12 protein-coding genes are annotated in these 16006 nt (G+C 62.0%); 2 read left to right on the top strand and 10 right to left on the bottom strand.

The window, feature by feature from the left end; genetic code table 11:
- Nucleotides 1-33 precede the first annotated feature (33 nt).
- The gene (locus tag V5E97_RS21410; RefSeq protein WP_406693568.1) at nt 34-1104 is read right to left on the bottom strand and encodes an isocitrate/isopropylmalate dehydrogenase family protein; all 1071 of its coding nucleotides are present in this window, start codon (nt 1102-1104) and stop codon (nt 34-36) included.
- Between the two features lie 385 nt (nt 1105-1489).
- Nucleotides 1490-2437, bottom strand: coding sequence for a DUF1571 domain-containing protein (locus tag V5E97_RS21405; protein WP_406693567.1), 948 nt, complete (start codon nt 2435-2437; stop codon nt 1490-1492).
- Nucleotides 2438-2759: 322 nt separating this feature from the next.
- On the opposite strand from V5E97_RS21405, the gene thiC reads away from it, so the two are divergent.
- The gene (thiC, locus tag V5E97_RS21400) at nt 2760-4106 is read left to right on the top strand and encodes a phosphomethylpyrimidine synthase ThiC (RefSeq protein WP_406693566.1); all 1347 of its coding nucleotides are present in this window, start codon (nt 2760-2762) and stop codon (nt 4104-4106) included.
- 268 nt (nt 4107-4374) lie between these two features.
- Here the strand turns inward: thiC and V5E97_RS21395 are convergent, their stop codons facing one another.
- The 4 genes from V5E97_RS21395 to V5E97_RS21380 all read right to left on the bottom strand — a co-directional run bounded on the left by V5E97_RS21395 (nt 4375) and on the right by V5E97_RS21380 (nt 9268).
- The gene (locus V5E97_RS21395; RefSeq protein ID WP_406693565.1) at nt 4375-5130 is read right to left on the bottom strand and encodes a gamma-glutamyl-gamma-aminobutyrate hydrolase family protein; all 756 of its coding nucleotides are present in this window, start codon (nt 5128-5130) and stop codon (nt 4375-4377) included.
- Nucleotides 5131-5748: 618 nt separating this feature from the next.
- Nucleotides 5749-7584 (bottom strand): cytochrome b N-terminal domain-containing protein, encoded by a 1836-nt coding sequence (locus V5E97_RS21390; RefSeq protein WP_406693564.1) that lies wholly within the window; start codon nt 7582-7584, stop codon nt 5749-5751.
- Nucleotides 7577-8107, bottom strand: coding sequence for a QcrA and Rieske domain-containing protein (locus V5E97_RS21385; RefSeq protein WP_406693563.1), 531 nt, complete (start codon nt 8105-8107; stop codon nt 7577-7579). Before V5E97_RS21385 ends, V5E97_RS21390 begins: the two co-directional genes overlap by 8 nt.
- Before the next feature lie 168 nt (nt 8108-8275).
- The gene (locus V5E97_RS21380; protein WP_406693562.1) at nt 8276-9268 is read right to left on the bottom strand and encodes a DHH family phosphoesterase; all 993 of its coding nucleotides are present in this window, start codon (nt 9266-9268) and stop codon (nt 8276-8278) included.
- A 465-nt stretch (nt 9269-9733) separates the two neighbouring features.
- On the opposite strand from V5E97_RS21380, the gene V5E97_RS21375 reads away from it, so the two are divergent.
- Nucleotides 9734-10177, top strand: coding sequence for a hypothetical protein (locus V5E97_RS21375; protein WP_406693560.1), 444 nt, complete (start codon nt 9734-9736; stop codon nt 10175-10177).
- A 364-nt stretch (nt 10178-10541) separates the two neighbouring features.
- Here V5E97_RS21375 and V5E97_RS21370 read toward each other — a convergent pair whose 3' ends face one another.
- The 4 genes from V5E97_RS21370 to V5E97_RS21355 all read right to left on the bottom strand — a co-directional run bounded on the left by V5E97_RS21370 (nt 10542) and on the right by V5E97_RS21355 (nt 15915).
- Nucleotides 10542-12302 (bottom strand): tetratricopeptide repeat protein, encoded by a 1761-nt coding sequence (locus V5E97_RS21370; RefSeq protein WP_406693559.1) that lies wholly within the window; start codon nt 12300-12302, stop codon nt 10542-10544.
- A gap of 177 nt (nt 12303-12479) precedes the next feature.
- The gene (locus tag V5E97_RS21365; RefSeq protein ID WP_406693558.1) at nt 12480-13478 is read right to left on the bottom strand and encodes a polysaccharide deacetylase family protein; all 999 of its coding nucleotides are present in this window, start codon (nt 13476-13478) and stop codon (nt 12480-12482) included.
- Nucleotides 13479-13555: 77 nt separating this feature from the next.
- Entirely contained in the window at nt 13556-14539 is a 984-nt protein-coding gene (locus tag V5E97_RS21360) for a phosphoglycerate dehydrogenase (RefSeq protein ID WP_406693557.1), read from the bottom strand.
- Nucleotides 14540-14688: 149 nt separating this feature from the next.
- Nucleotides 14689-15915, bottom strand: coding sequence for a carboxylate--amine ligase (locus tag V5E97_RS21355; RefSeq protein ID WP_406693556.1), 1227 nt, complete (start codon nt 15913-15915; stop codon nt 14689-14691).
- Nucleotides 15916-16006: the final 91 nt, after the last annotated feature.

Raw genomic sequence — 16006 nt, 5'->3', positions numbered from 1 at the left:
GGCACGTCGTGATTCGCCACTCGGTGTTTCGGCTCAACCGATTGCGTGGAGGATGGCTGCGGTGGCCGTTCTGGTCGTGGCCTTGCCGCCGAGATCGGCGGTCCGAGCCTCGCCCGAGGCGAGAGTCGCCATTACCGCCTGGTCGATCCGCCGCGCGGCCGCGGCTGGGGCGGGGTCACCGTGGGTGTCGGCCAGATGGTCGAGCATCATGACGACGGAAAGGATGGCGGCCAAGGGGTTGGCCACCCCCTTGCCGATCAAGTCGGGAGCCGTGCCGTGACAGGGTTGGAAAACGGCGTGCCGGTCGCCCAGGTCGGCCGAAGGGGCGACGCCCAGGCCGCCGATCAAACCGGCTCCGAGGTCCGAGAGGATATCGCCCAGAAGGTTTTCGGTGACTAGCACGTCGAATTGTTCGGGCCGTCGGACCAGTTCCATCGCCGCTGCGTCGACGTAGAGGTGGTCGGCGGCCACGTCGGGATACTGGAGGGCGACCTCATCGAAAACCTTCCGGAAGAAGGCGAACGAGCGGAGGATGTTCGATTTGTCGACACAGGTGACTCGGGGCCGGGCCCGTTTGCGGTGGCGAGCCAGGCGGAATGCCGAGTGGACGATGCGCTCGGTCCCCCGTCTTGTGATCACTTGGGTATCGGTGGCAAGCTGGTCGCCGAGGACAATACCGCCTCCGAGCGAGGCGAAGATCCCTTCCGTGTTCTCGCGAACGACAACGAAGTCGATCGCTGGATCGCCCGCCAGAGGACCGGGGGCACCCTCTCGCCTCTTTGCGGGGCGGATGCCTGCATAGAGGTCAAGCTCGATCCGGAGTGTCACCTGAGGAATGATCTCGGTCCCGTCCGGGTAGCGGACGTCCGGCAATCCACAGGCGCCGAGCAGGATCGCGTCGGCCGCGCGGCAGGCCGACAGGGTTGATGCAGGAAGCGCGACTCCTTGCTCCAGGTATGTCACGGCTCCGGCAGGCGACTCGATGAGCTCGATGTCGAATCCCGTGACCACTTGCCTCGCCCTCGCGAGGATTTCTAGCGAGCTGGCGATCACTTCGGGCCCGATCCCATCCCCTCGAACGACGGCAATCCGATAGGTCTTCATTCCTCGCCCCGTACTGGAACTGGTGTCGCCCGAGCAAAAGCAGAAGCGATCACGATGCCAGAGACGAAGCGAGCGGGCCAGATCCTAACCAGAGCGGTTCACCTTTAGGGCGCACATTCGGACCCTCTCTCACCTTGGGTAAGGAGATCGGGATGGTGGGACTGGTGAAACAGGTTCGGTTGCCGAGTCCCGCGGCTTAGTTCTGTATCCGTCAAACGCGTTGACGTTGAGTAAGAAGTCGCACGGCCGGCCCGGCCGTAATTCGTTGTGTGTGGGTCGGCGAGCCCGAAGGGATGCCAGGTGCCCAGGGAATTACGGCCGGGCCGGCCATGCGACTGTTTGAGGCCCGGCCCGCTCGAGGTTGGGAACTTGCCGATTGCTCCACTTAGTAACGGTGAAAGGCATAAGCCGGGTTTGCCGGATCGAAGTCGAGGGACGAGAGGGGAGCGTCGAGCTTCAGGTCGTCATAGGCGTAGCGTTCGGCCAAGGAGAGCTGATCTTCGCGGCCTGGCTCGGGCCAGTCGTAGTTGCTGATTTTGAGCGGAATCCGGGACTCGACGTCGTAGAGGACCTCGACTTGGTAGAACGGGCGCGTGCCGTCTTTGTTGAGGTGGCGATGAACGGAGCGGAGCCAGGAGCGGCCGTCGCTATCGGTGATCCGGTCGAGGATCGTGATTGCCTTGTGGTCCTTGAGGTCGAGGCGACGATACTCGATCAATTTATCGTTCAGGTTGCTGAGTCCCGCTTCGGTGATGGAGTGTCGCGTTTCCGCCATGGCCAGCGGGTGGTCGGGAGGGACGGCCAGGCGAGGAACGAGCCAGCGCGAGACTCCGGTCGAGTGGGCAATCACCTTGTTCTCATGATGGCCCTCGGCGTAAACCACCTCTTTTCCTTCCTGCGGGTTCAGGAATTTGAAGTAGACGGCAAAGGGACGCTGGCGAACCTTCATCGCGAGGGTCTGCTCGGCTCCCAGAACTCCGCGGAGGCGTTCCGTCTTACGAAAGGTGGCGGTGTAGCCTTCAATGCGGTCGAGTCGCTTGCCGACGTCAACGAGCGTCTCCAGCAGGAGGGTTTTCGCGGCTTCCCCATCCAGTGGCTGATCGGGCCAGGCAGGGGGGCCGTTGAGCGCGGTGGTGGCCGGGGCGGTGTCGACCGCGTCGATTTTTGGCCGGGTATGGGAGACCGAAGGGGGTGTCGTCTCGATATCCTCGAGCGGGGCCGTCAGCCACCAACTCACACCGGCCAGGCTGGCCACGGGGCTCAAGAACAAGAGACTCCAACGCCAACGGTTGGATCGCACCAGCGGTGGGATCCCGAATGGGCTTGCCGCCATGCCAACAACTCCAAAGTCGCGGTCTCGATGAATCGTGTCGGAAGGGTGGTGGGGAATCCTGTGCGCATAGGATTCCTTAGGTGAGCTTATCGACCAGTGTTCGCAAAAAATTGAGCTTCGTCAATCATTTTCGTGACGAATCGAGACGACGATGTTGAGGATCCCGTTGGCACGGGCGCCGAGTGAATTGACCGATCTGGGACCGGGTGTCTAGGATAGGACAATCCCTGATGTCTTTTGAGACAGGGTTTCTTTTTGGATAGACGCGGCCATCGATCGTCGCACGGCAACCGACCGGCTCTCGGAGGAGAATACTCGCACCATGACACAGATCGAAAAGGCGCGACAGGGGATCGTGACACCCGAGATGGAGTATGTCGCCGGCCGCGAGAATCTGGAGCCCGAGTTGGTCCGGTCGGAGGTGGCGCGGGGGAGGATGGTCATCCCCGCGAACATCGTCCACTTGAAGCAGGGCCTTCAGCCGATGGGTATCGGCATCAAGGCCAAATGCAAGATCAACGCCAACATCGGCAACTCGGCAGTCACCTCCGACATCGACAACGAGCTGGCCAAGCTCAAGATGGCCGTTGACCTGGGCGCTGACACGGTGATGGACCTCTCGACCGGGGGCAACATCAACGCGATCCGGGACGCGATCGTTGCGGCCAGCCCGGTCCCGATCGGTACCGTACCGATCTACCAGGCGATCCAGCAGGTGAAGCACGTCGAGGATCTCACCGAGCAGGACCTGCTTGATGTGGTCGAGCACCAGGCGAAGCGCGGGGTCGACTACATGACCTTGCACGCCGGCATCCGCCGCGAGTACATCGCCCTGACGGCCAACCGGGTCACCGGGATCGTGTCGCGCGGTGGTTCGCTGATGGCGCAGTGGATGATGGCGCACAAGAAAGAGAATCCGCTCTTCACCCGGTTCGACGACCTCTGCGACATCATGCGGCAATATGATGTCACCTGGAGCCTGGGGGATAGCCTCCGCCCCGGCTCCATCGCCGACGCTTCTGACGCCGCCCAGTTTGCCGAGTTGAAAACGTTGGGCGAGTTGACCCGCCGAGCGTGGGCGCGGGGCTGCCAGGTGATGGTCGAGGGCCCCGGGCACATCCCGATGGACCAGATCGCCATGAACATGGAGAAGCAGGCGATCGAGTGCAGCGAGGCGCCTTTCTATGTCCTCGGCCCGCTCGTGACCGATATCGCTCCCGGCTATGACCACATCACCTCGGCAATCGGCGCGGCCCTGGCGGGATGGCATGGCGCGAGCATGCTCTGCTACGTCACGCCCAAGGAACACCTGGGCTTGCCGGAAGTCGAAGATGTCCGCCAAGGAGTGATCGCCTACAAGATCGCCGCGCACGCGGCCGATCTCGCTCGCCATCGCCCGGGTGCCCGCGACCGCGATGACGCTTTGAGCCGAGCCCGGTACTCGTTCGACTGGGAGCAGCAGTTCGCTCTCTCGCTCGATCCTGAAACCGCCCGGCGCATGCACGACGAAACGCTGCCCCAGGATGCTTTCAAGACCGCGGCCTTCTGCAGCATGTGCGGCCCCAAGTTCTGCTCGATGCGGATTACCGAAGACTTGCGCAAGCACGCCCTCGAGGCCGCCTCGCTCGTGCAACTCGGCGAGCCCGAACCCGCGGGCGCGAGCAACTGAACCCGCTTCACGTTCGTTCCCGGGAGGCCCAGTCGCCCAGGAACGGCGAACCTGAGCGATCTCCCCAGGGCAATCACGAGGGCACGGCTCACCGGATGGTGGGTCGTGCCCTCGCCCATTGTCACTTCTCAGGACAGCCCTCGGCATCCCGGGGATTGATTCGGTTCCAGGTCCGACGGGCTTGATCCACCTCTTGCGCAGCGAAAAGCCCCTCTCATGGCCGAAAGGGGCTGAATTCGTCAGTCGGTCGGTCGTTGGATCGGGTGCGTCAGCTCGCCTTCGCCAGCGAGAGAGGGACCCGGTTCCACGAGGCCGCCGCGGTGGTGAAGGCTTCGATCAGCTGCATGTCGAGGGAAATGTTCCCTTCATTCTCGGGGTGCCACTGCACACCGACGACCCACCAGCCTTTTTCGCGGCCTTCATAGGCTTCAATCAGGCCGTCGGGGGCGAGCGCACCGGTCCGGAAGTTCGGTGCGAGCTTGCGGATCCCCTGGTGGTGGTAGCTGTTGACCCGGATTTCGCCCGGACCGTAGATCTCTTCCAGGCGGGTGCCCGGCTCCATGATCACGGTGTGCCGGTGAACTCCGCCCTGAACGTCGCGGTGAGGGATGCCCCGAGGCATGTCTTCGGGCAAGTGGAGGTAGATTCCGCCACCATTGACCACGTTCAGCTCTTGCATCCCCAGGCCGATCCCGAGCACGGGCATCCGCATCTGCTGGATCAGCTTGCAGAGCATGCGGTCGGACGCTTCACGCCGTTCGGGCATGACCGTTACGGCCGGGTGCGGCGAGAGCCCCATCTTCTTGGGGTCGAGGTCGTCTCCCCCGGTTAAGAGCACGCCGTCGAGCTGCTCGAGGATCGGCGCGAGGTCGTGCTCCTTGATCAGCGGCGGAATCATCACGGGAAGCGCGTTGGCGGAAAGGATACAGTCGAAGTATCCACTGTTCATGTAGCTGTGCGGGGTGCGGCCCTTGGCGGTGGCGCGATAGTCAGTGTTGATCCCGATCAGAGGTCGGTCTTTCATGGCGGGCTTCCTTCCTTGCGTTGCGTTGGCGTCAGCGAAATCCATTCGATGACCATCCCGGGGCGCTTCCACAGTCCTCCGTGAACCGCGGAATTCGACGAGCCAAGCCGGGGCGTCTGCCAGTGCGCGACGATGCCGTCAGACGGCATTGACGCGCCCGCAATTTCCCGTGATCTCCGTTCACAACCGCAGGGGCGCGGACCCTGAAGGATGCGAGAAGACCAGATCAAATTGTCCAAATCTCAGTGGGTGTGACGCGAGAGTGGAAGCAAATTCGTTCTTAATCGTCTTGCCTTCGTGTCAGGCAGTGCGACCGAGTCTAGCCGCCACTTGAGCCGTTCTCAAGAAAAATCCTCGGTTTTCGGGCTGTTTGCCCGTCTTTTTCCCGATCAGGGCCTTTGGGGAAGCTAGGGTTACGAATCCGTGTGACCGTCGTCCAGAAACAGTGTTCAAACATCTCGTTGTTTCGCGATCAGGCCCTCTCGACTGCCCCTTTTTTGAGAATCCCAGGGCGCGTTTGCCACTCAAATGCCAACGGCCCCGGAAGAAACTTCCGGGGCCGTTGGCGGCTCAGTCTGCTGATTTTCGATGGGGACCTGCGTGTCGCGTCACCGAACCTCAATGAGGAGCAGATTTTCCAGCGGCGACCTTGGTTTCGGACGTGGCCGAGCCAAAGTAATCGTTCTTGAGGTAGCGAACGAGCATTTTGACGTCATTCTCGGCGAGTTGCTCGCTGGTGAACGCGGGCATCTGGTCCTTCTTTTCAAGGTAGCCGTACAGGTCAGGTGCACCTGGCTTGTGGATCATGCGGGTGATCCACTGCGGTGAGCCCCAGGCAAACAGCTTGGGAGCGTCGCGGTAGCCCCCTTCACCCACGCCCTCGACCACGAGATGGCACTGCTTGCAGTCGTTGTTGAAGACCTCCAGGCCGGGGTGGTCGGCCACTCCGGGGCTCTCGACCCACTCTTCGGGAGTCATGTCGGGCGGGATCTCGGCGAACGAGGCGACGAACCGGGCAACGTCGTCGAGCTGCTGCTTGGTGAGCTTCGACCCCTTCTTCCACTCGGCCATTCCGTCGCATTGCGGGACCTTACCGAAGTAGGCGTCCGCCTGCGGGTTTTCCAGGAGGCCGCGGATCCAGGCGTAGGAACCGTAATCCTTGAGGTCGGAGGCGACCTGCGGGGACGAGACCGGCTGGCCTTTGCTATCGTTCGAGAGTTGTCCCTTGCCGTCGAAAAAGTGGCAGCTCAGGCACTTCTTTTCGAGCACGGCCCGGCCATGGGTCAGTGGATCGTGGCGCAGGACGTAGGCGGCCCCTTCGGGGGGGACGCCGATTTCACTGGCCAGTAGGATCGCCCGCTGGCGTGCCTCATCGGCCTTCTTCCGGTCGGCCTGGAAGCTTTCGTTCGCGGCGTCGGATCGCATGGCTTCCACGGTCAGGAAGCCGCCGCCGCCGACCAGTCCGAACACGAAACAGCAGGCCAGGAAATGGGCCAGCTTGCGCGGGAGGATCCGGTCGAAGAGGGGGAGCAGGAGCAAGACCACCATGATCGCGGTCGGGATGATGATGGTGCCGATAATCTCGCGGTTACCGGGGAAGTACTTGAGCATCTGAAAGAGCGAGAGAAAGTACCATTCGGGGCGAGCAGGGTAGTTGGCGCTGGAGGGATCGGCGGGAGCGTCGAGATTGGCGCCATGCTCGCTGAGCACGAGATAGAGCAGGACGCCGAAGACGGCCAGGCTGGCGACGCTATCCATGAAGAGCTGTTCGGGCCAGAAGGTTCCTCGCCCGAGTTTTTCGGCATTTTGCGGGGGAGTCAGGCCGTGCCGTCGGAACAGGGCGACGTGCGCGAACAGGCAGAGGAAGAAGAGGGTCGGCAAAACGCCGACATGCAAGCCGAAGAACCGGGTGATCGTCTGGTTGCCGTACTCGGTCCCTCCGACAACGATCTTCTGGATGGCGGGTCCAAACACCGGCGCACCGCCCGAGATGTTGGTGGCGACCTTGGTGGCCCAGTAGCCTTTCTGGTCCCAGGGGAGCAGGTAGCCGGTCAGGCTGAACCCGAGGGTGAGGAACATCAGGGCCATGCCGAACCACCAGTTGACCTCGCGTGGCTTGCGGTAGGCCCCTGCCCAGAGGACTTGAAGCAAGTGCATTGCCAGGAGGATGACCATCGCCTGCGAACCGAAGTGATGGATCCCCCGGATGAACCAGCCCGCGTACATCTTGTTGTTGATGTAGAAGACACTTCCCCAGGCCGTCGAGGACGACGGGCTGTACGACAGCATCAACAGTAGGCCGGTCCCCAGCTGGATCATGAAGGTCGTGCTCAGGGCCGACCCGAACACGTACCGCCAGCGCGCGCCGCCGGGAATCGGCTCTTCGAGCGCCTCGTGCACGAGGGCCTTGTAGCCGGTCCGATTATCAAGCCAGTTGGCAAGTTTGTTAAACAAGGGGGATCTTCTCCTCGGACTGGGCCCGGAACCGCTGGAACTTGACCTGGATCTTCGGGTCTTTATCGTTCGAGAGCGTCACTTCGAGCCCATCCATCGGGCGGGGCGGGATCTTGTTCGTCGCATTGCCGCAAAGGTCGAAGCTACTGGTGTGGCAGGGGCAGAAGAAGCTCTTGCCGTCCTCTCCGAGGCTCACCGCGCAGCCCAGGTGGGGACACTCGGACGAGAGGGCGATCACCGTCTCCTTCGAGTTGCACGGAGGCTGGCGGACCAGCCAGACCGAGCTGACCGGTTCCTTGGGATAGTTCACCCAGGCGTCTTGCCGCTGCTCAATAATCGGGACCGACATCGGGACGCCCACCTTGAGCTCGCTGAGCGTTGCGACCTCCTGGTACGCTCCCTCGCCCGACTTTCGTTTCAAGAGTGGGTCCAGGACGTAGGCGACACCTGGTATGGCCAGACCCAGGCCGACAAGGTTGCCCACCACGACGGTGCCGTAGCGGTAGAAATCACGACGGTTCATGAGGGGAACTCCAGCAACGACGAGGCGGGTTCGACCATCGGGGGCAGGGGGGGAAGGAGCGGCCCGAAGCGCTGGGGATCAGCGGGCTTTGGACCGCATCCGTTCGATCTTCTCGCGGAACAGGAGGGAAACCGACAAGCACTTATCAATTCAGTCGGACAGCTTAGCTTAGGCAACGTCCAAGGTTTGCTGGACGGCGGCAATGACGCGTTCGATGCTTTCGGAGAGCGGGTCAGGCAACGTGGCTCCCGCCGCCGCGCGGTGGCCGCCGCCGCCGAAGAGACCCGCGAGGCGAGCGCAGTCCAGGCCCTGGCGAGACCGGATGCTCAGCTTGATTCCACCGCGGGACTGCTCGAAGAAGAGCAAGCCCACTTCCACCCCTTTGAGGCTGACCGTGAAATCCACCAGGTCTTCGGTGTCCTGCGGGATCGCCCCCGACCGCTCGACGCTCTCGCGAGTCACGGTGGCATAGGCGATTCGGCCGTCCGCGACGGTTTTCAGACCCGAAAGGGTCTCGCCCATCAAGCGGAGCCGGCCCAAGCTGCTGCGTTCAAACAACTGGCTGTAAATCTCGTTGATCGGGGCACCCGCTTCGACCAGTTCGGCCACGGTCCGAAGCGTGCTTGGCTTGGTGTTCGGGTGATGGAACCAGCCGGTGTCCATCGCGATCGCGGTCAGCAGGCCGGTCGCCACTTCTTTCGTGAACGAGCCGCCCAGCGCCTTCGTGGCCTGGAACACCAGCGTTCCCGTCGCCTCGGCCGACGTGTCCTTGAGGAAGATTGCCCCAAGGTCATCCTGGCTGACATGGTGGTCGATCACCACCCGGGGACCTTGGAATCCGCGGATCAAGTCTGCCATGTCGCCGAGCTGGCTCCAGGCTGACAGGTCGAGGATGATCGCGACTTCGCGGTCCGTCAGGTCGGGCGGGCCCGCCGGGTCGCCGAAGTGCTCGAATAAGTCCCCTTGCGGATCGAGGAAGTCATATCTGGGGGGTGTCCGGCTTGAGTTGACGACTCGGACATCCTTCCCTTTCTGTCGAAGCAGCCCTGCCATGCCGACTTCCGACCCCAACGCGTCGCCGTCGGGGCGAACGTGCGTGGTCAGGAGGAACCGGTCATGGGTCTCGATCAAATCAGCGAGGGGGGTCCAGTCGATGCTCATTTCGGAACTCAGGCGGGTGTCGAACTCCTGTCAGCCCCACATCTTATCGAACGAGCGACTTCACCCGCAACCCATTCGAGACTTCTGCCCGGGTCCTCGTCCAATGCGCCTGATTTTCGGATTGGAATCGGATCGCTGTATGGGATGTCACAACTGGTAAACCGGAAACAGGAATTCGATCTTACGTGGTTTATCCATCAAGTGCGTTGACGTTGAGGAAAAAGTCGCACGGCCGGGTCGGCCGTGCGACTGCAAACCAACCCGTTGCGGCGAGCTCAAGAATCATCGATTCTTGAGCTCGATCGCGGATCGTTGTTTATTTCGGATGCCTGGCCTCGGGCTGCCCGAGGATATCAAAAAGTGGGAGGCTTACCCGCGCGCCCAGGGCAGGGAACCGAGGCGGAAATCTCTCTAGCTTCGACGTGACTCACGGTTGTTATCCGGCCGGCCTCGACCCCGAGAACCGTGCTCTTTCCGCTCTTTGCTGCCTCGGCTCTGACGAACGTCGCCATCGCGACGGCTGCGGGCTTCGGCTCTCTCGCCGTGTTTGGCCGATTTGCCTTTGACCTGGCGGGCTTCTCCGCCGCGGTGCTTGCCATCACCGCGACGATGATCGTGCTTTGCCTGGCTGCTTTTCTTGCCGTCACCGCGTCGATGGTCGTGTTTTGCCTGGCTGCTTTTCTTGCCGTCACCGTGTCGATGGTCGTGCTTTGCCTGGCTGCTTTTCTTGCCGTCACCGCGTCGATGGTCGTGTTTTGCCTGGCTGCTTTTCTTGCCGTCACCGTGTCGATGGTCGTGTTTTGCCTGGCTGCTTTTCTTGCCTTCGCCGCGACGATGATCGTGTTTTGCTTCGCCGCGGTGCTCGCCATCGCGGCGCGTGTGAGAGCGGCTTCGCTCGCGGTCACGTGACCTGTGTTCGCCTCTCTCTCCTCGCTCGCGGTCACCACCTCGGTGAGCCTTGCTTGGATGTGAACGGCCATCCCGCTCACCAGTTCGGTGATCTTCCGCAGCCTTCGCACCGGCCCCGTAGAGACCAGTCAGCGCCACCATCAGCGCAGCAACTCTCAGTACCATGGACATAGGATTACTCCCTGGCTGAAGTGCAAGAACGTCGGTCTTTCCCCTAAGTTACTAATAGCGACAAAGACCGGGTGGTTGGCCTGGGAATTGGAATGCAGCGCAAGGGTAAGCAACGAAATGTTTGGATTTGATTGGGGTGAGAGTTGCCCAGGGCTTTCCTCGAGGGTACTTGGCGGAAAGCGCGACGTCTCGATTATGACTCGGTATGGAGCCTGTTTACGACGGTCGCTTGTTCGTGCTCGCCGGTTGTGGCCCGCGATTTTCCTCGAGGTAAGACCCTGCCCCTCGCCACGGCTACGGCGAGACCTTTTCCAAAAGCCGTGGCCGTTCCTTCGTAGAGTTGAGTCCATTCCGCTTCGTGGATGTTTCCCTGGCCGAGAACCAGGGCCACAACGTTTGCCAGGGGATGCTCGCCCGCGACGAGTCGAGCGGCTTCCGGCGGGAGTTCGGACGGGAGACGCGATGAAATTGCGGAATGGAGCACGCGTGCCTGAAATCGGCAATCCTCAAGGAGGGGTTGGTCTTTCGGCTCTCGACAGGCGAGCCCGATCGCTTGTTCAAGGATGTTCAGAGCACTCCGGCGAGTCTCTTCCTGCGCTGAGCGGTCAGCCTCCGCTTTGGCGATGGCGTGGAGCAGGGAGTTGAGGGCGTCGAGGCTGGCAACCTGGTCGGGCGTTGAGTCAGGGAGGGCAAGAGGCTCGGCCAGGCGAAGGGCTTCGGTTCGAAGTAAGGAGAAGTTGTGGTAACAGGTTGATGCCGCCGTGAGGATAAGGGGGTTGGGGGGAATTCCCGACCCTTGCATCCGTGATGCCTCATGGAGCAGGCCTTGGCTCGCGTTCTTGAACGCGAGTGTCAAGGCGGCCAGATCTTCCAGAAGCAGGCCGGAATGCCGGGGCGGTGTGTCAACCTGGGCGGGAATCGGTTGGGATTCCACCGTTGATTTCGGAGGGCCGGTACGCTCAGCCTCAAGGGGATTTGGCTCGACCTTGGCGGATTGCTTCCGCTCCCGCTCGGTGAGAACAGGCGTGGGAGCCGAGGGTGCTCGGTCTGTTTGGAGTTCGTGGGATCGGCCCGTCTTCAGGAGAACGGTCGAGAGCGATTCCGAGCTGGAGAGGGTATCGGGATGTTGGCTTCCCAGCAGGTCTCGCCGAATTTGTAGTGCCTGACGCAGCAAGGGCTCGGCGCTCTCCAGATCCAACCGTTCGCAGAGGAGCAGGGCGAGGTTGTTCAGGCTGGTGGCGAAATCGGGGTGTTGCTCGCCCAACGCAAGGCGTCGAATCTTGAGGGCCTCGCGAAGCAGAGGTTCGGCCGCCTCCAGATCACGTCGCTCACAGAGCAAGAGGGCAAGGCCGCTGAGTCCGTTGGCATAGTCGGGGTGGGTTGCGCCGAGGGCTTCGCGGCGGATCTCCAGACTCTGCCGAAGCAGAGGTTCCGCGGCATCGAGGTTGTGCTGTTCGCAGAGGAGCAGGGCGAGGTTGTTCAGACTGGTGGCGAAATCGGGGTGTTGCTCACCGAGGACGTGACGACGTATCTCCAGCGTCTGACTCAAGAGCGCCTTGGCTCCCTCGAGATCCCCTTGCCTTTGGACCAGGAGCGCCAGGTTGCTGAGCGCCGTGGCGAAGTCGGGATGGTTCTCACCGCTCGTTTGCTTCTGGAGGTCGACCAGACGCCGTGCCTCGACTTCAGCCTCGTAATAATGACCGTCCTCGTAGAGCCGGAAGACCTCGAGACGTAAACGCTCCGCTTCGTCGGGTTCCTGGCTCTCGGGACGGTTCAAAATGGCTCGGCGCAGGCTTTCGAGCACCCCCTTGGCGGACTTGATTCGTGGGTGTTCCAAGTAGCTCGCCATTCCGTTCCGCCAATCCATGTCGAATCGTCCGGTCTTCGTGGCTGCCGGAGTCTGGTTCACCGAGGAGCCGGTCGAGGGATCATCGGCTGCGAAGCTCATCGCCATGGGGTTCTCTTCCTCGATCGCTCTTGGTGAACCACTTTCTTTCGTCGGCTCACTCTAAAAAAGAAGGCAGGGAGCTGTCGCTCCCTGTCCCCTCTCTCTCAAGCCTATTCCATGGTGGGCCGTGCTTGCCCGAGAAAACCAGTGGAGTGGTGGATTTCCCACGTGTTGGGGGCTGGGTCAGGTGCCTGTCACACCGCGATGAAACTTCAGATAACCGGCTCGGAGTGCGCCGTAGAGCAGGAGGTCGGAGCGGTAGGTCCGGCACTGAGTCTCGATGGTGGAGTCGCCGTGAGGAGCAAAACGGCCCAGCCGAAGGGCGTCGATCGAATGAACGTCGAGCGGGAAGAGGTTCTTTTTTGGCTTGACGGTGAACCCGATTTTGAGGCCGAACTCTCCGCAGGTCTCCATGATTCCTTGGGAGTGGGCTCCGTTGGGGTAGGCGATCGAGTTCGGACTGTCGCCGGTCATTTCCTTGAGCGAGTTCTGGGCTCCCGCGATTTGCGACCGGACCTGATCGGGGCTGTAGTTGGTCAGGATCGCATGATTCGCGGTGTGGTTTCCCAGGTGGACGTACGGTCGCGAGGCGAAGTCTCGCAACTCATCGGGGGTGAACGGTCGGTCGATCGAACCCCGGGGCACGAAGGCCTCCGGCCCGAACCGGGCGCTCAATTCCGACTCGATCTGCTCCGACGTCTTGGACTTCAGGGCGATCCCCTCGCCATAGACTTTTCGGGCAGGAGCCCCCTGGGCAATTCGCTCGCGGTAGAGCACGTCCCACCAGAAGCATTTGTTCTGGCGCACATGCTCGGTGGAGACGAAGAAAAGGGCCGGGACCTTGTATTCCTCGAGGACGTCCAGGGCCAATGTATTATTGAAGTAGCCGTCGTCGAACGTGATCAGGGCATATCGTTTCTGAGGGTCGAGACCGGCGAGAACTTCGTTCGGTCCGATGAATTGATAATCATGCTCGAGGAAGTATTCCACAAATCGCCGAAACTGGGCCACGGTCGTCCGCTGCAGGGGATCGACCAGATTCTGAGCGATTTCCCGCTCGTCGCGGAAGAGGGAATGGAACAGGAAGGAGATCAAGGCGTTCCGTTCGCGGAACAACGAGAGGTAGGCGCGTGCGATCAGACAGTCGGTCATCCGAACGAGTGATTGGATCGAGGAAATCATGTGAGCAACCCATTAATTCGGTGTAGTTTTGGCTCGGCTCTCTGCTCGGACCAACTCGATCGCTGTCGAACGGGGGGTCACCACCGCCATCCCTGCCGCAGTTCGTCGTTCACAACACAGGCCTCGGGCCATTGACCGCGATAGAGGTCGATCACGATGCGGGCGGCCTGCTCGGCCATGTCGTCGAGGGCTGTCGAGTCGACTCCGCCGATGTGGGGGCTCAGCACGACGTTCTGCATGGTGAGGAGGGGATTATCGGGTTCGGGCGGCTCAAAGTTCATGACGTCGAGGCCGGCCCCGGCCAGGTGGCCCGCGGTCAGACTCTCGGCGAGGTCCGCTTCGACGACCAAGCCACCGCGTGCGGTGTTGATGAAGAGGGCCCCAGGCCGCATCCGGGCGAACGCTTCGCGGTTGAAGATTCCGAGGGTCGAGTCATTCATCGGCAGGTGGACGCTCACCACGTCCGACGCCGCCAGCAAGTCGTTGAGCGGCAGGTATTCGATGCCATGGCAGCGCTTGAATTCGGGGTCTTGATTCCGGTCGAAGACGACCACGCGCATTCCGAACGCCAAGGCCCGGGTCACCACGGAACGGCCGATCCGGCCCAAGCCGACGACCCCCATCGTGGTCCCTCGTAAGGGCCGCACTGCCCGGCGATCCCACCCGCCGTCGCGGATCGAGCGATCGAGGACCATCAGGTTGCGGGTCAGGGCCAATAACAGGGCGAAGACCTGCTCGGCCACACTGGCGTGATTGGCGCCTGGCGTGATCGCGACTGGAATCTTCCGCGCGGTGGCTGTGCTGAGGTCGACCGATTCATAGCCGACACCCGCCCGAGCGATCGCGCGGAGCCGAGGGGCCACCTCGATCATTCGGGTCGTCACCGGGTCCCCTCCGGCGAGCAAGGCATCGATCTCCGGCATGGCGGCAATCAGGTCCGATTCGCTCAACCGGTGGTCGCCCGGGGGGTCGATCGGCGTGAACCCCGCTTCGTTCAGAATCTCGCGATAGCGACCAGGGCGATGACGGAGCGGCGTCGGCATGATCAGGATGTTGGGCATCGTCGGCTATTTCTCACCCGAATTTTGGGAAAAAGAGCGGTCGGCTGTGTTGTGTGGGATTGGGTCGGGATGAGTCGAATCGCCTGGGTCGGTCAGGCGAGTCGATCTCGGGTGGCTTGGAACGCACGCCGTTCTCACGACGGTTCGCTTCAACGAGCGAAAAGGTTCCGCAGTGGCTTCGAGATTCTCATCAGCGCCGGCAATGGGTCGGTCCACTGGAAGTAAGCGAAGGTCTGAAAATGGAGGATACTCCGGAGCCAACCGAGGAAACTGAGTTCGCCCCTGCGTCTGAGTTCGAGGAAGGCCTCGAAGTCGCGGATCGGGTCCCAGAGCCGCATCCCCTGGTGATATTTCTCGAGCGGTTGTTGCGGTCGGCCCACAATTCGGTTGTAGACGAAGCTGGCGAGGTCGAACCCGCTTCCGGCGACCAAACAGTTCGAGGCAGTGAACCGCGCGTTGCACTCGATCAATTTGAGCTGACCGTCGCGAGGGTCTCGTTTGAACTCAACGTTGGCCAGCCCCCGCAGCCCGACCTGACCGCAGAGCTTCAGGGCCAGTTTGGCCACCTCGGGGTTCCAGTCGGTGATATGGTAGCAAGCGGTTCCCATCCCGACGGGAAACCGACGGATGATTCGCTTGGTGAAATGAAAGAGGGGCTGCCCCTGCTCGTCGAGGTAAGTGTAATAGCTACAGAGCAGGTCGTCCCCTCCCGGGATCAATTCCATGAGCAGCGTTTCGATGCCGGCCTCGCTCACCGCATCGAAGGTGGCCAAGAGCTCGTCGAAGTCATTGACCACGACGAATTTCTTGCCAAATCGCTCCTCGAACAGGTGAGAGAGCCTCGGCTTGACCAGTAACGGGTAGACCAGGGCCTCTCGAAGCGCGACGACCTGTTCGGAGCTTTCGGCCACCCAGAACCGAGGGGTCGGCACGCCTGCGATCCTCGCCTCCTGGTAGGTGGTGAGCTTGTCGAGCACGCGTCCCTGGGCTTCGCGGTTCGAGTCGTCGAGCCGGAACCGGTGTTCGAGTGCTTCTCGATGCCGAGCGATCACCTGAATGCCGGCGTCGCTGCATGAGAGCAGAACCGCCCCTTGAAGATGGTCGCTCTCTGGTCCGAGGAGATAACGCGCCCAGGAGCCCTCGATGTCTTGCTCCACCACGGGAACCGAAAGCCATTGGCAATGGCGAGAGTAGCGAACGTAGGCTTCCGGCTCGTTAATCGCGTAGACCGACACGCCCGCTCCGGCCAGGCACCTGGCCACCGAAAGCGCATTGGCGCCGCCACCGAGCAGAATGGCGGGGGGCAGCCCAGCGCCTCGTTCGGTGACGGGCACGCTGTTGATCGGTCGGGTGCATTCGTCGGTGGCGCTCAGCATGAAAATCGTACCTCGTGCGGACGGGCGGAGGCTGTTTCGAAGGAGTTCCGGGTCGTCCCGTGGTGTTTGGTCAAGAGCCGTGCGAGGATCG

It is taken from the genome of Singulisphaera photorubra, assembly GCF_045290345.1.
Lineage (GTDB): Bacteria > Planctomycetota > Planctomycetia > Isosphaerales > Isosphaeraceae > Singulisphaera.
This window is presented reverse-complemented; position numbering and strand designations above follow the sequence as displayed.

Excerpts from the sequence above, each read along its gene's own strand:
- V5E97_RS21405 (WP_406693567.1), bottom strand. The coding sequence starts at position 2,437 with ATGGCGGCAAGCCCATTCGGGATCCCACCGCTGGTGCGATCCAACCGT.
- V5E97_RS21395 (WP_406693565.1), bottom strand. The coding sequence starts at position 5,130 with ATGAAAGACCGACCTCTGATCGGGATCAACACTGACTATCGCGCCACC.
- V5E97_RS21370 (WP_406693559.1), bottom strand. The coding sequence starts at position 12,302 with ATGGCGATGAGCTTCGCAGCCGATGATCCCTCGACCGGCTCCTCGGTG.
- V5E97_RS21385 (WP_406693563.1), bottom strand. The coding sequence starts at position 8,107 with ATGAACCGTCGTGATTTCTACCGCTACGGCACCGTCGTGGTGGGCAAC.
- V5E97_RS21410 (WP_406693568.1), bottom strand. The coding sequence starts at position 1,104 with ATGAAGACCTATCGGATTGCCGTCGTTCGAGGGGATGGGATCGGGCCC.
- V5E97_RS21360 (WP_406693557.1), bottom strand. The coding sequence starts at position 14,539 with ATGCCCAACATCCTGATCATGCCGACGCCGCTCCGTCATCGCCCTGGT.
- V5E97_RS21365 (WP_406693558.1), bottom strand. The coding sequence starts at position 13,478 with ATGATTTCCTCGATCCAATCACTCGTTCGGATGACCGACTGTCTGATC.
- V5E97_RS21355 (WP_406693556.1), bottom strand. The coding sequence starts at position 15,915 with ATGCTGAGCGCCACCGACGAATGCACCCGACCGATCAACAGCGTGCCC.
- thiC (WP_406693566.1), top strand. The coding sequence starts at position 2,760 with ATGACACAGATCGAAAAGGCGCGACAGGGGATCGTGACACCCGAGATG.
- V5E97_RS21380 (WP_406693562.1), bottom strand. The coding sequence starts at position 9,268 with ATGAGCATCGACTGGACCCCCCTCGCTGATTTGATCGAGACCCATGAC.